General features: G+C 68.0%; 12 protein-coding genes. 8 read left to right on the top strand and 4 right to left on the bottom strand.

Going from position 1 to position 13,260, the window contains the following annotated elements; all coding sequences use genetic code 11:
* Nucleotides 1-144: 144 nt before the first annotated feature.
* From ACFVJ5_RS01165 to ACFVJ5_RS01155, 3 genes are all read right to left on the bottom strand, one after another.
* A complete protein-coding gene (locus ACFVJ5_RS01165; protein ID WP_379217881.1) occupies nt 145-1,668 on the bottom strand; it encodes an FAD-dependent monooxygenase in 1,524 nt (507 codons plus the stop codon).
* 144 nt (nt 1,669-1,812) lie between these two features.
* A complete protein-coding gene (locus ACFVJ5_RS01160) occupies nt 1,813-3,147 on the bottom strand; it encodes a DoxX family protein (protein ID WP_379219739.1) in 1,335 nt (444 codons plus the stop codon).
* Entirely contained in the window at nt 3,147-3,740 is a 594-nt protein-coding gene (locus ACFVJ5_RS01155; RefSeq protein ID WP_379217879.1) for a D-alanyl-D-alanine carboxypeptidase family protein, read from the bottom strand. Before ACFVJ5_RS01155 ends, ACFVJ5_RS01160 begins: the two co-directional genes overlap by 1 nt.
* A gap of 90 nt (nt 3,741-3,830) precedes the next feature.
* Here ACFVJ5_RS01155 and ACFVJ5_RS01150 point away from each other — a divergent pair, with 90 nt between their 5' ends.
* Both ACFVJ5_RS01150 and ACFVJ5_RS01145 read left to right on the top strand, forming a co-directional pair.
* On the top strand, nt 3,831-4,505 hold the full coding sequence (locus tag ACFVJ5_RS01150) for a response regulator transcription factor (RefSeq protein ID WP_379217877.1): 675 nt from the start codon (nt 3,831-3,833) through the stop codon (nt 4,503-4,505).
* A 10-nt stretch (nt 4,506-4,515) separates the two neighbouring features.
* Nucleotides 4,516-5,601 (top strand): sensor histidine kinase, encoded by a 1,086-nt coding sequence (locus ACFVJ5_RS01145; protein WP_379217875.1) that lies wholly within the window; start codon nt 4,516-4,518, stop codon nt 5,599-5,601.
* A 22-nt stretch (nt 5,602-5,623) separates the two neighbouring features.
* On the opposite strand, the gene ACFVJ5_RS01140 is transcribed toward ACFVJ5_RS01145, so the two are convergent.
* A complete protein-coding gene (locus ACFVJ5_RS01140; RefSeq protein WP_379217874.1) occupies nt 5,624-6,199 on the bottom strand; it encodes a TetR/AcrR family transcriptional regulator in 576 nt (191 codons plus the stop codon).
* 99 nt (nt 6,200-6,298) lie between these two features.
* On the opposite strand from ACFVJ5_RS01140, the gene ACFVJ5_RS01135 reads away from it, so the two are divergent.
* The 6 genes from ACFVJ5_RS01135 to ACFVJ5_RS01110 all read left to right on the top strand — a co-directional run bounded on the left by ACFVJ5_RS01135 (nt 6,299) and on the right by ACFVJ5_RS01110 (nt 13,174).
* A complete protein-coding gene (locus tag ACFVJ5_RS01135; RefSeq protein ID WP_379217872.1) occupies nt 6,299-7,264 on the top strand; it encodes a zinc-binding alcohol dehydrogenase family protein in 966 nt (321 codons plus the stop codon).
* Nucleotides 7,265-7,358: 94 nt separating this feature from the next.
* On the top strand, nt 7,359-8,030 hold the full coding sequence (locus ACFVJ5_RS01130) for an HD domain-containing protein (protein WP_379217870.1): 672 nt from the start codon (nt 7,359-7,361) through the stop codon (nt 8,028-8,030).
* 218 nt (nt 8,031-8,248) lie between these two features.
* Nucleotides 8,249-8,686 (top strand): VOC family protein, encoded by a 438-nt coding sequence (locus ACFVJ5_RS01125; RefSeq protein WP_379217868.1) that lies wholly within the window; start codon nt 8,249-8,251, stop codon nt 8,684-8,686.
* 63 nt (nt 8,687-8,749) lie between these two features.
* A complete protein-coding gene (locus ACFVJ5_RS01120) occupies nt 8,750-9,373 on the top strand; it encodes an alpha-ketoglutarate-dependent dioxygenase AlkB (RefSeq protein ID WP_379217866.1) in 624 nt (207 codons plus the stop codon).
* Between the two features lie 252 nt (nt 9,374-9,625).
* Nucleotides 9,626-10,819, top strand: a complete 1,194-nt coding sequence (locus ACFVJ5_RS01115; RefSeq protein WP_379217865.1) for a serpin family protein — start codon at nt 9,626-9,628, stop codon at nt 10,817-10,819.
* Between the two features lie 111 nt (nt 10,820-10,930).
* Nucleotides 10,931-13,174: an NERD domain-containing protein gene (locus ACFVJ5_RS01110; protein ID WP_379217863.1), complete on the top strand. Its 2,244-nt coding sequence runs from the start codon at nt 10,931-10,933 to the stop codon at nt 13,172-13,174.
* The last annotated feature ends 86 nt before the right edge of the window (nt 13,175-13,260 follow it).

Here is a 13,260-nt window from a genome sequence, read left to right as displayed (position 1 = left end):
GTAATCCACAGACGGGCCCGGATTTCAACGCGAACCGGCCCAGGATCGAATGATCGAGGGCCGGTTCGCAATATCGGTGACAATGCGTCACGTGGCACTGCCGGAAGGTCGACGCCGGTCGCCGCGGAGTTCGCGTTCGCGCGATTACCGGACGCCGAACCACCTGGTCAGCGCCGCGCGCAGTTCAGCCGCGGCGGTGTCCGATGGCTCGTCGATCGTCGCCGCCCAGGCGATATGGCCGTCGGGGCGGATCAGGAGAGCGTCGGCGGGACGATCGCCGGTCTTGGCCGCGTGGATGTCGACGCGCTGCGCCCACTCCCCGACGATCTCACGCAGATCGGCACGGTCGGCCAGGTCGAGGAAGACCGGTCGCGCGGCGCGCATGATCTCGGCGACGGTGGTGGTGCCCTGGTCGGTGTGCAGGCTCAGGTCGGGAGCGAAAGTGCCGGTGAGCGACGGGGTTCCGGGTGTCGAGTAGCGCAGATCGGTGCCCGCGACGAGGGCTCCCATGCGGCGCAGCGCGGGGTCGTCGGAGAGCAGTTCCTGGAATACCGCGCGCAGCGCCTGGGCGGCGGGGTCCTGACCCTGGCGCAGTGCCGCCTGGGCGCGGGTCTGCAGCAGCGCGCGACCACCGGCGAAGTGGCGTTCGGCGTGGTAGGTGTCGAGCAGGTCGGCCGGTGCCCAACCGTGGATGTCCGCGGCCAGCTTCCAGGCCAGGTTCACCGAATCGGTCATGCCGAGATTCATCGCGGCGCCGGTGGCGGGCAGCAGGTGGGCCGCGTCACCGGCCAGGAAAACCCTGCCCACCCGGTAGTTTTCGGCCTGTCGATCCTGGAACTGGTAGCGCGACAAGCGAGTCGGTGCGCCGAGCGGAACCTCCGCGCCCAGCACGCGCCGGACGCTGTGGCCGAGTTCGGCCATGGTCAGTGGTTCGTCGTTGTCGTATTCGGCGTCGTCGTTCTCGGTGGTCTGGAAGAACATCACGCGGTCCTCGGAGCTGACCTGTCCCAGCGCGAACACCCCGTTGTCGGTATGGGTGAAGCCCGGATCGATCCGGCCGAAGCCGGGCACGTCGATACCGCCGTCGTCGAGCACGGTCACCGACTCGTGCACGGCGACCACGGCCAACCGGTTGACCTCCGGATAGGTGCTGCCGGGGAACCCGATTCCCGCCAGTTCGCGAATCCGGCTGCGGCCGCCGTCGCAGCCGACCAGGTAGCGGGCGCGCACCCGGTACGGTCCGTCCGGCCCGTTCACTTCCGCGATCACCGCGTCGTCGTCCTGGGTCACCGCGACCACCTCGTGTCCGCGCCGGATCTCGGCACCGAGGTCGACGGCGTCCTCGGCGAGCAGTTCCTCGACCCGCGCCTGCGGAATCACCATGGCGTGCATCGGGGTTTCGTCGAGGCCGGTGAAGTCCAGGTACACCCCACCGAAGGGGAAGATCGGCTTCGGACTCGGGTCGCCGCTGACCGCCGTCATCCGGTCGAACAGCCCCCGATAGCGCAGCACATCCAGAATCCGCCCGCCGAGACCGCTGGCCTTCTGCGCGGTGCCCGGCTGGTCACGACGTTCGAGCACCAACGGCCGCACCCCGGTCCGGCCCAGTTCCCCCGCGAGCATCAATCCGGCAGGCCCAGCGCCGACAACGATCACGTCGGTGGTCATCTCTTGCATCTTGTCACTCCCGAATGTGGCTGGTCCCTGCATTGCCCAGCGATTCTGCAGCACCACCGGGGCCTTGCCGCAAGCCCCGGGGTCAGCTATAAGTTAGAAGGGGCAACGAGTGAGCCGGCCGCCGTCAGGTGGTTGCTAGCGGAAGTACACATAGTCCTGGACCCAGTGGAATCCGCGGCTGCGCAAGGTGAAGGTGTCGGGGTCCTTGCGTTCCAGGGCGATCGTGATCGGACGGTCGTGCAGTGTTCCGCGCAGGAGCAGTCGGTCCGGGGTCGGTTTTTCCGGCGACAGTGTCGCGAACGGTGGCCCGGGGTCGACCACGCCCATGGCGTTCGTCGAGGTGAGCTCCACTTGCCCGTCGGGGCGGAAGTGGGCGCGCGCGGGTACCAGTTCGCCGTTCATCCGCTGGTAGGCCGCTTGCTGCGGGTCATCGAAAACCAGTCGCTGCCACCGTGTCTCGTCGGTGGTCAGCGGCGGGATCGGCTGCCCGTCGACGGTGAAATCCCGCACCTCCCAGATTCCGTACAGCGCGGATTCGGGGCTCGCGGCACCGTATTGTTCGTGCCAGACCACCCAGCGGTCGTAGCCGCTCCCCAGCGCGACCCACAGGCCCAACGCCGCCACCACCCAGATCGCGAGGCGGTTCTTCCTGGCGTCGGTGAACAGCGAGGGTTGGGTCAGTGGCGCGCAGGCGCGTTCCCGCACGAAGACATCGGTCAGGCGGCGCAGGTACGGAGCGAGCAGGAACACGCTGATCAGCAGCAGGTGCGCGGCGAGCAGTTTCTCCGGTATGTCGAACGTCATGTTCAGCAGCAGAATTTGCGCGGTGCTCGCCAGCGTCAACGCGGCGCCGAGCACCGCGGTCCTGGAGACGAACAGCAGCAGCCCCGCCACCACTTCCACCCCACCGAGAGCCATCTCGTAGGGATACGAGCTGCCGACCTGCAGCCACAACACCGAGGCGGGGCTCATCTCGCCGTACGGCCGTAACAGCTGAGCCAGGCCGGGGGCGGGCATCTGGGTGGGTATCAGTTTGGCGAACCCGAATCCGATCATCTGACCGCCCAGGCACAGCCGCAACAACAGCGAGAACCAGGCGAGCACGCGCGCGGGCACCCGACGACGGTCCACGGCCGTCCACACCGCGGTGCCCACCGCCGCGACGACCAGCAGACAGAACACCAGCACCCAGACGGCGGTTTGGTCGCCCGCTCCGGAGTCCTGGTGCAGCTCCGCCTCGACCCCGAAGACCGCTCTACCGACCGGCCCGGTGACGGGGTCGGTGATCGGCATGTTCCACGGCCCCGGGTACTCGCGGATCCACCTGCCGAGGATGCCGAGCAGCGCGAACGGGATATAGGTCAGCAGTAGGCAGAGCAGGCCGAAATAGATGATGGAGAATCGGAGCACGATCTGGGTCAGCGCAGGCCGACCGGTCCGTGCTGCGACGGGGGCCGACGCTGTCGTGATCACTGCTGCATCCTCGGGTCGTGGGTCGGGTCGGCGTACAGGGACGGGCAGCCGAGCTCCCCCGCGTCGGAGCGAAGTTCGTAATGCCAGGGTTCGTTCGCGTAGATCTGGCACAACCCGTAGGCGGCGCCGTGCGCGGCCAGCCATGCCGCGCCGCCGGTCGGTCCGATATCGACCGCCTCGCCCGCTACGTGAGCGGACGTGGAGGGGGTTGCCACCCACCGAGCGGCTTCGGTTTCCGAGCCGTACTTCGAGACTGCCTCGCGCAGTAGTTGTTCCTGGTATTCCGGTGACCGCCAGCCGCTGTTGACGACGAGCTCGACTCCGTCGTCCGCGGCATCGGCGGCAGCGGTGCGCAGGGCGGCGAGCAGATCGGGGTCGAGGTTGCCCACGGACGGATTCTCGTCGTCGAAGAGCGTCGCGCCGGGCGGACCGCGGTGGCCGCCGACAAAGGTGTCGATGGATCGTACGACCGAGTACACGGTCGGCAGCGACTGGTAAACGAGGACACCGACAGACGCCGCACTGACGATGACAACGGCGGCGAGGGCAGTCGATCGGAGACGGCGAATCGCCGGTTCACGGTGGTTCATGCCCCTCAGTCAAGGCAGCATGGTGTTGCCGACGCGTATGCGGTTTCGGATACGCCGACGATATCCCCCGGCTGGGAGAATCGAGCGTCTATGCGTGTACTGATCGTCGAGGACGAACCCTATCTGGCGGACGCCATCCGCGATGGCCTGCGCCTGGACGCGATCGCCGCCGACATCGCGGGTGACGGCGATACCGCGCTGGAACTACTGAGCGTCAACACCTACGACATCGCGGTCCTGGACCGCGATATCCCGGGACCTTCCGGCGACGAGATCGCCGAACACATCGTCGCCTCCGGTAGCGGTCTGCCGATCCTGATGCTCACCGCCGCCGATCGGCTCGACGACAAGGCGAGCGGTTTCGGGCTCGGCGCGGACGACTACCTCACCAAGCCGTTCGAACTCCGCGAACTCGTCCTCCGGCTCAGAGCGCTCGACCGCAGGCGCGCGCACAACCGGCCGCCGGTGCGCGAGATCGCCGGGCTGCGTCTGGACGTGTTCCGCCGCGAGGTCTACCGCGACGGGCGCTACATCGCTCTGACCCGGAAGCAGTTCGCGGTGCTCGAAGTGCTCATCGCCGCCGAAGGCGGAGTCGTGAGTGCCGAGGAACTCCTGGAGCGGGCGTGGGACGAGAACGCGGACCCGTTCACCAACGCGGTGCGCATCACCGTTTCAGCGCTCCGCAAACGCCTGGGCGAACCGTGGGTCATCGCCACCGTGCCCGGTGTCGGGTATCGCATCAGCGACGGGCGAGACCGTGGGTAGGGCACCCGGATTGAGTGTTCGACTCAAACTCACCCTCAGCTACGCCGGCTTCATCATGGTCGTGGGTTCCCTGCTGATCGCCGCCGTGGGTGTCTACTACCTGTGGTACCTCCCCGAGGGTTGGATCTACACCCGCAGCGGCGATTTCTGGATCAATCGCGGCATGCTGCTGCGCTCCTTCGCTCCGTTCGTGACCGTTGTGATGGTTTTCCTGCTGGCGATCGGTCTGGTGGGCGGATGGTTTCTCGCCGGCTGGATGCTCACCCCGCTGGCCCGCATCACCGCCGCCACCCGCGCGGCCGCGAACGGCTCACTCGCCCACCGGATCCGGCTGCCCGGCCACAGCGACGAGTTCCGCGAACTCGCCGACGCCTTCGACATCATGCTCGCGCGGCTGGAAGCACACGTCACCGAACAGCAGCGATTCGCCGCCAACGCCTCCCACGAACTGCGCACGCCGCTGGCGATCACCCAGACCCTGCTCGACGTGGCCCGCCACGACCGCACCCGCGACACCGGCGAATTGGTCGACCGTCTCCACGCCGTCAACACCAGAGCGATCGACCTCACCGAGGCATTGCTCCTGCTCAGCCGCGCCGATCAAAGGTCTTTCACCCGAGAACACGTCGACCTTTCCCTGCTCGCGGAAGAAGCCACCGAAACGCTGCTCGCCCTCGCCGAAGAACACGGCGTGATCCTGGAGACCGCCGGCGAGGTGACTCCCGCTATCGGCTCACACGCCCTCCTGTTGCAGCTGACGACGAACCTCGTGCACAACGCGATCGTCCACAACCTGCCGGCACGCGGCATCGTGTGGGTCACGACCGGACTGCGCCCCGAGACGGTGGTGCTCACCGTCGAGAACACAGGCCGGGTCCTCGACCCCCTGGTGGTTTCCACACTGGTCGAGCCGTTTCAGCGCGGCACCGAACGCGTTCGCACCGACCACGCGGGGATCGGCCTGGGCCTGGCGATCGTCAACAGCATCACCGCGGCACACGCCGGAACCCTCGCACTCGATCCCCGGCCGTCCGGCGGACTCCGCGTCACCGTGCAGCTTCCGCGTCGGCCGTTCCCGCCGACAGCACGGCGGTGACGGGCCCGACCCGGCAGAACGTTCAGGGAGTCCGCAGCACCGAACGAACCAATTCCGCTACCGCCGAGCGCAAACGGTCGACCTCGCCCGCCCTGGCCAGTTGCTGAGCGAGCTCCCCGCCGACCGTCGACAACAACAGCGCGCCCACGGTGTCGGCGTCGATATCGGGACGGACCTCGCGCAGGAGCGTGCCGATGTGCTGCGCCCAGAACGTGTGGAACTCGGCGCTGCGCGGATGTGGCGGCATCGCCTGATAGGCCGCGATCAGTTCCACGTCGTCGGTGATCATGCTCGTCATCGCGTCGAAGAAGGCGAGTAGCCGCTCGGTCGCCGGCGCGCCCGGTCCCAGTGGCGGTGGGCCGCTCGACACCGCCGCCATCAACGCGACGGCACCCTCGGCGACGAGCTCGTAGAGCAGGCCCGCGCGGCTGCCGAATCGGTGGAAGATGGTGCCCTTTCCGACGCCCGCCGCCGCGGCCACCCGATCCATCGTCACCCCGGCCGCGCCGTGCTCGGCCAGCAGCGCGGCGGTGGCATCGAGGATCGCTCGACGGTTGCGCGCGGCATCGGCGCGTTCGGTGGGACGTCGGTCGGTCATCGCACCCGCTTTCTCGGCACCCGCCGATCCGTTGACAAGTTGACCGACGGTCCATATCGTTCGAGATATCTGGACCGACAGTCAACTTATGGAGTTCTGATGCAGGCAATCGTAATGACCGAGACCGGCGCGCCCGACGTTCTGGTAGCGCGCGAGGTCGGCGAACCTCGCCCGGGCGACGGACAGGTCGCCCTCCGGACCGACGTGGTGCCGGTGCTCTACCCGGAGACCAAGGTTCGCGCGGGCGCGTTTCCGTTTCCCGCACCACTGCCCGAGGTCTTCGGATTCCAGGCGGCGGGCACGGTGATCGATATCGGCGCGGGCGTCGATCGGGAACTACTCGGCGCCCGGGTGGTCGCGTCGACCAGCGGTTTCGGCTCCTACGCCGAACTCGTTGTCGCCGAGGCCGATTCGGTGACACCGATCCCGGCCGACCTGACCACCGAGCACGCCGCCGCAATCCTGATGCCGGGGTCGGTGGCACTGGCGCTGATGCGGATCGCGGGTGTCGCGGCGGGCGAGACCGTCCTGGTCGAAGCGGCGGCTACCGGCGTCGGCAGCTGCCTCACCCAGCTGTGCGCGGCCGCGGGCGTGCGCGTCATCGGCACCGCGGGCGGGGAACAGAAGGCCCGGCTCGCACGCGAGAGCGGGGCGCACGAGGTGCTCGATCACACCGTGCCCGACTGGGCGGACCAACTGTCCGATCTCCTCGCGGACGGCACGGTCGACGTCGTGTTCGATTCCATCGGGGGCGCATCGCTGACACCACTGCTCGACCTGATCACGCCACTGCGTGGCCGAATCCTCAGCTACGGCTGGCTCGACGGCGCACCCGCACAGCTGAGCGTCACCGAGCTGATCCTGCGCGGGCTCACGCTCACCGGCTGCGCGGGCACCGCCTGGCTCGGCGAAGTCGCCCGGCAGCGACCGGCGGCACTCACGGCGACAGCACAGGGTCTGCTGACACCCGTGATCGACTCGATCCTCCCCCTCGCCGACGCCGCGCAGGCGCACCGAATACTGGAGGGCCGGATCGCTCTCGGCACCGTGCTGTTGCGGCCATAAACCTTCAGCCTCCTTGAAACTCGGCGTATGCTTCAACCAACCTGAAGATTGGTGGGCGTCACGCAACCCGGGCACACCGATAGGAGCAAACCTCATGTCACAGACCACATTCGGCCTCGACTCGCTGGCACTACCGTCCACGCCACTGGCGATCGAAACCCACCGACTGATCAACGAGGCCCTCGAAACACCGGTGTGCCATCACAGCATTCGCGGGTTCCTGTTCGGACGCGCCCACGCCGCCGAGCAGGGCCTGCGGCCCGGCGCGGACTACGACGAGGAGCTCATGTACCTCATCTGCGCGCTGCACGACATCGGACTGTCCGAACGTGCCGATGGCACACAGCGATTCGAGATCGACGGCGCGGATTTCGCGGCCGAGTTCCTCGAAGCACAGGGCATCGACGATGAGCGCGTCGACATCATCTGGGACGCCATCGCCGCGCACACGACCGGCCTCAGCGACTCACCCGTGTACCGCCGTCGCCGACCCGCCGCCATCTGGATCGCGGTCACCGGCATCGGTCTCGACGTCGGCGGCGGGCCCGAGGACCTGCCCCCGGGTTTCGCGGACCTGGTCCACGCCTCCTATCCGCGCCTCGGCGGCACGCGGGCGCTCACCGACATCATCGAACGTCAGGCGGTCGCCGATCCGCGCAAGGCACCGCCGGGCTCGCTGCCGGGCGAGATCCTCCGGCTGCGTCATCCGGAATTGGTGCCGTACACGTGGGACACGGTTCTCGACACGAGCGGCTGGCAGGACTGAGCCCGCTGTCGGGTTCGGCGCCTGGTCGGCCGGCAGCGCCTCGGCGGACCGCGGGCGGATCGGACTTCCGACGCGTCGCGATGCTCTGTGCGACAAGATCTGGCGATTCATGCGCCGGGGATGTCGAGAACGCTCGGGCGGCTCCGTCCCAGGGGCACGAGAGCCGAACGGGCCTCGCAACGACGAGCGTCAGCGCGTCCGAATCCGAGGAGAACATCATGACGGTCCACCGGATGGATCATGTCGGCATCGTGGTCGAAGATCTCGCGGCTGCTGTCGCGTTCTTCGTCGAGCTGGGCCTGGAACCGGAGGGCGAAGCGACAGTCGGGGGCCGATGGGCCGACGACCTGCTCGGATTGGACGGCGTTCGAGCCGACATCGCCTTCTTTCGGACGCCGGACGGTCACAGCCGGGTCGAACTCTCGACATTCCGCTCGCCGACGACCACCCTTGCCCCGCCGAATGCGCCGGTGAACATCCCCGGCATCCCGCGCCTGACGTTCGTCGTCGACGATGTCGAGGACGTCCTCGACCGCCTGCGCGCCCATGGCGCCGAACTCGTGGGCACGGTCGCCCGCTTCGAAGACATCTGCCGCTACGCCTACGTGCGCGGCCCCGAGGGCGTCCTCATCGGGCTGGTCGAGGAACTCCGCTGAGCGACACTCGCACCACGAGCCATCTATCGAACATACATTCGAACACGTTGTAGACTGGCGCTCATGTCGCTGCCCCTGCAAGGTTCACTGTTCGACGGTGATGCGATTGCCCTGGGTTCGATCGAGGCGATCCGGCGCACCCCACTCGACGCGACCAGCTGGGTCGATGTGCTGCCCGGCTGGCTGAGCGGCGCGAGCCAGCTGTTCGATCGGCTGGCCGAACGCGTCCCCTGGCACGCCGAACGCAGGCCGATGTACGACCGGGTGGTGGACGTGCCGCGACTGGTGTCGTTCTTCGGGGAGAACGATCCGCTCCCCGATCACATTCTGGTCGATGCGCGGGCGGCATTGACCGCGCATTACGCGGCGGAACTCGGTGAACCGTTCCGCACGGCCGGGCTGTGTTTCTATCGCGACGGCCGTGACAGCGTCGCCTGGCACGGCGACACGATCGGCCGCGGCGCCACCCACGACACGATGGTCGCCATCGTGTCGGTGGGTGCGCCGCGCGCCCTGCTGCTCCGGCCGCGCGACGGTGGCGCGAGCGTACGATTCACGGCCGGGCACGGGGATCTCCTGGTGATGGGCGGGGCGTGTCAGCGCGCCTGGGAACACGCCGTCCCCAAGACCGCCCGCCCCGTCGGTCCCCGCATCAGCATCCAGTTCCGCCCCCGCGGCGTCCGGTGATCCGACCACCCCTTTTGTGCTGATTCCGTCGAAATACTCTCTGTTGCTCGGTAATTCACCGACCGTCGACAGGACGGAGCAGCTGTGAGCCGAGCGAGGGCGACATCGACGCCGAACGGGAGCGTCAGGATTCGATCATGCGACAGCGTCGCCGTCACGCGGGCCAGGGACTCTGCCTGGGTGGGGGTCGTGCGGGGCTGACGGAATTCGGTGGCGTGGCGGATTGTCGGGGGCTGGTCGTAGGATCCGGGGATGGGGAGTTCACTTCTGCCGCATGTGCGGGCATCGAATGCGCTGACGGGACGGTGGTGCGCGACGTTCGAGGGCGGGGACGCGGTGGTGTCGGGGGCCGGATTGTGGCCATTACTCGCCGTGTTGGCGGGAGCCGCTTCCGGACGGGCGAGGGATGAGCTCGCCGCGGCGGTGGGGGTTCCGGCGGAGCAGGCCCATTCGGCGGGGCTGGATATGCTGAAATCGCTGGATACTTCGCGGGAGGTGTCGACGGCGATCGGGGTGTGGGTTCGGCCGGAGCTGACCCTGCGCGAGGAGTGGATTCGCAGTATGCCCACCGGGACGGTCGGTGAGCTGGGCGATCCGGCGGCGCTGGATGCGTGGGCGAACGAGCAGACCCGGGGGTTGATCAAGAAGTTTCCGGTACCGATCACCTCGGACACGGCGCTCGCGCTGGCGACCGCGCTGATGGCACGCACCCGCTGGGTGACGGCGTTCGACGAGATCCTCTACACACCGGAAACCGGTCCGTGGCAAGGACATCGGGGACCCGGCTTGTACCGCACGAGCCATCCCGACGGCAGTGTGTCGGTACTCGACGACGAAGTGACCCGGGTGATCGTCACCGGCAAGGGCGAACTCGACGTGCACCTGCTGATCGGCACGAATCCACGACACGGTGTGGCCACCGGCCTCGCAGCTCTGGACGGGGCCGTCGATGTGCGGACAGAACTGCCTGTCGGCACGACGGCGCCCTGTCTGTCGGTGAGTCGACGGGAGACCTTTGGCGGTGGCGACTCCGTGGTGCTGACCATGCCGCCGTTCGAGGTGGAGAACAAGCACAACCTCGCTCGCCATGCGGCGATGTTCGGCCTGTCCACCTCGATGAACGTTCCCGGTTCCCATTTCGCCGGCCTCGCAGCGGATCCGCTGGCGCTGGGTGCCGCGGGCCAGGACGTCATCGCACGCTTCGACGCCGAAGGCTTCGAAGCGGCTGCCGTCACGGCCGTGGCAATGCGCCTCGGCAGCATTCCGCAGAAGACGTGGTCGACGATCACGTCGGTGAACGTCGACCGCCCCTTCGGATTCCTCGCGGTAGACCGGCCCACCGGCCTCGTCTTGGTGGCAGGTCAGATCACGAAGCCGCCGGTGGAATGGGTTCGGCCGGTCGGTGCGGAACCGGCGCGGAGCCGAAACCCGGGGCCGCCGTGGTGAGATCGGTAATCGACATTGCCGAAGCCGTTGCTCAGCAACAGGATTCGGTTTCGATACGGCTAGTGGAGGCCGTATCCTGGTAGAAGTCCGCAGTCAGGTGCACAGGGGGTCGTGGTGATCGTCGTTGTCGCGGACGAGAGCGAACTCGAAGGCGCGGAACAGATCGTCGGCGCGGCGCTCCGTGACCAGGCGTTTCGGGCGGGCGGCGTCGCCGTATTCCGCTGTCACGTACCGGAGAGCCGGGGCGGGTCGGTCGAGGTCGACGCATTGGTGTGCACGCCGCAGAGCGTGACCATCGTGGAGGTGAAGGGATTCACCGCCCGTCAGGAAGGCACCCTCGCCACCCCTCCGAACGGGCCGTGGACCATCGACGGCGAACCGGCCGCGCTCTATCACGCCGTCCGGGTGCCCAACCCGTTCGTCCAGGTCCGCCGACAGGTGTTCGCGGCCAAGAGCTTGCTGCAGCAGTCGGGGATCTTCGGCTGGGTGAACGCGGTGATCGCACTGGTCGCCCAGCCCGGCGCCGAGATCACCATCGAGGAAACCAGAATCGCCGACGGGTACCGGGCGGTGCTGATCGATCGCGATGACGCCGGCGCGCTGCACGACTATTTCCAGGCCGAGAGCGGGCGCACGGTCCGGCTCAGCATCGACGATGTCACCCGGGTGTTCGGTGCGTTGAACCTGGGTCATCTGTTGCCCTCCCCCGATGAGCTCACAGCACAGGGCTTTCCGGCCGCTCTCGACCCGGCGACCACTTCCCGACCCCTCGCCCCGACCGCTGTGGAGCTCGGCTCCCCTTCGGGGACAGCTGATTCCGAGACCGCACCGAATTCCCCTGCGGCGTCGACCGGTTCGACTCGAGCGTCTACACCCGCCTTTCTCGCCGCGATCGACAGGCTCGCCCATCGACCCCCTACCGCCGCTCGTCCCGAGGAGCCGACGCCGATCCCCACTGGAAACGAAACGGAATCACCTTCTTCGAGTGACGATTTCACCGGCGCGCAGGCCGACGAGTCCGACGACGCGGCGTTATCGGCCACAGCGATCGGACAACTCGACGAGCCGGCGCCCGGCGCCGAACAGGTGACGGACGAGACTTCACCCCCCGACATCGCCGAGGAAGACTCGCCCCAGGACGACACCCCTGAGCATGATCCGACCACTGAGGGTGCTGCTCCGGACAGCGAAAATGCCACACGCACCGAACCTTTCGACGACGACACGATCGACCTTGACGAACCCGCGCGCGGCGAAGCAGCCCAATCATCGGACGGTGAGTCCGAAAGCACTGTCTCGCTGAGCAAATCCGTCGCCGGCAATGAATCGGGCGCGATCGACGATCCGCCGACTGATGGCATCGAACCCACGCCCGGGGACGAGGTAGCCGCTGCCAGCACACCTGCTGATACCGACGAAGGCCCGACTGTCGGCTCGGCTCCCGCGGTGGGCGCAGCGGTCGGGACGGCGGCCGCGTTGGGCGCGGCTGCCGTGGTCGGTGCCGCCGGGTCGGCCCACGGGACCGAATCGCGGAGTACCCCTGCGCAGGCGTACACCCCCGCCGTCGCACCTTCGTATCGATCCCCGGAACCCCCAGCGCCCCAGCAACACCCGGAGCACTGGTCCGATTGGGTCGAACGTGACCGAACAACGCGACAGCCGACGCTGTCGGAGAGGTGGCGGTCGTGGCGTCGCGGGAACGGCCCGTCACTGCTCGAGCGGTGGCACAACCGTCCAGTACGGGAGCGCAGTACGCCCAGACGGAGCCTGCGGGTCGGACCTGGTGTCGCATTGCTGCTGTTCATCACACTGTTCGGAGCCGGGTTCTTCGCGATCGCGGCGGTGCAGGCGAGCCGATTCGAGATGTCGGACTACGACCGGATGTGTGGCGAGGACAAGAAGCCGTTCCCGAACGCCGCGCCCTATGAACGCGACGGCGCACGCCCGATCTATCTGTCCGGTGACCTCACGACCATGGTCCACCCGGACGATCCGACCGCGTGGAACCCGGACGACCCGTCGACGGTGCAGCTCATCGCCTGCATGAAGCGGCTGGAACTGCGCGACCTCGTCCAGACCTGCCAGTACGCCCCCTCCCCCGGCGCGCCGGTGGGACGCACCGTCAACCTCTTCCGCGCTACCTACGAGATCGCCGTTTACGAGCTCCACACCGGGCGCGAGGTCGCCAAGGCCACCATGCTCGGCGAACGCTATTCCGACAACCCGGCCAACACCGACCAGGACCGCTGCCGCGCCGCCGCCGACGCCCCCGACTACCTCGGCCGCCGCCTCGGCCAACCGTCGACAGCCCAGCTCACCGGCTTCCTCGCCCCCCTGGTCCACGCCCCCCGCTGAACCCGCTTGACCTCGAGCGCACTCGAGGTAGCAGGATTCACCTCGTGCCCCGAGCACACCCGACACCGCGCCTACCCAGCGCCGGT

The organism is Nocardia sp. NPDC127606, assembly GCF_042671725.1.
GTDB lineage: Bacteria > Actinomycetota > Actinomycetes > Mycobacteriales > Mycobacteriaceae > Nocardia.
This window is presented reverse-complemented; position numbering and strand designations above follow the sequence as displayed.

Excerpts from the sequence above, each read along its gene's own strand:
- ACFVJ5_RS01165 (WP_379217881.1), bottom strand. The coding sequence starts at position 1,668 with ATGACCACCGACGTGATCGTTGTCGGCGCTGGGCCTGCCGGATTGATG.
- ACFVJ5_RS01155 (WP_379217879.1), bottom strand. The coding sequence starts at position 3,740 with ATGAACCACCGTGAACCGGCGATTCGCCGTCTCCGATCGACTGCCCTC.
- ACFVJ5_RS01150 (WP_379217877.1), top strand. The coding sequence starts at position 3,831 with ATGCGTGTACTGATCGTCGAGGACGAACCCTATCTGGCGGACGCCATC.
- ACFVJ5_RS01140 (WP_379217874.1), bottom strand. The coding sequence starts at position 6,199 with ATGACCGACCGACGTCCCACCGAACGCGCCGATGCCGCGCGCAACCGT.
- ACFVJ5_RS01135 (WP_379217872.1), top strand. The coding sequence starts at position 6,299 with ATGCAGGCAATCGTAATGACCGAGACCGGCGCGCCCGACGTTCTGGTA.
- ACFVJ5_RS01130 (WP_379217870.1), top strand. The coding sequence starts at position 7,359 with ATGTCACAGACCACATTCGGCCTCGACTCGCTGGCACTACCGTCCACG.
- ACFVJ5_RS01125 (WP_379217868.1), top strand. The coding sequence starts at position 8,249 with ATGACGGTCCACCGGATGGATCATGTCGGCATCGTGGTCGAAGATCTC.
- ACFVJ5_RS01120 (WP_379217866.1), top strand. The coding sequence starts at position 8,750 with ATGTCGCTGCCCCTGCAAGGTTCACTGTTCGACGGTGATGCGATTGCC.
- ACFVJ5_RS01115 (WP_379217865.1), top strand. The coding sequence starts at position 9,626 with ATGGGGAGTTCACTTCTGCCGCATGTGCGGGCATCGAATGCGCTGACG.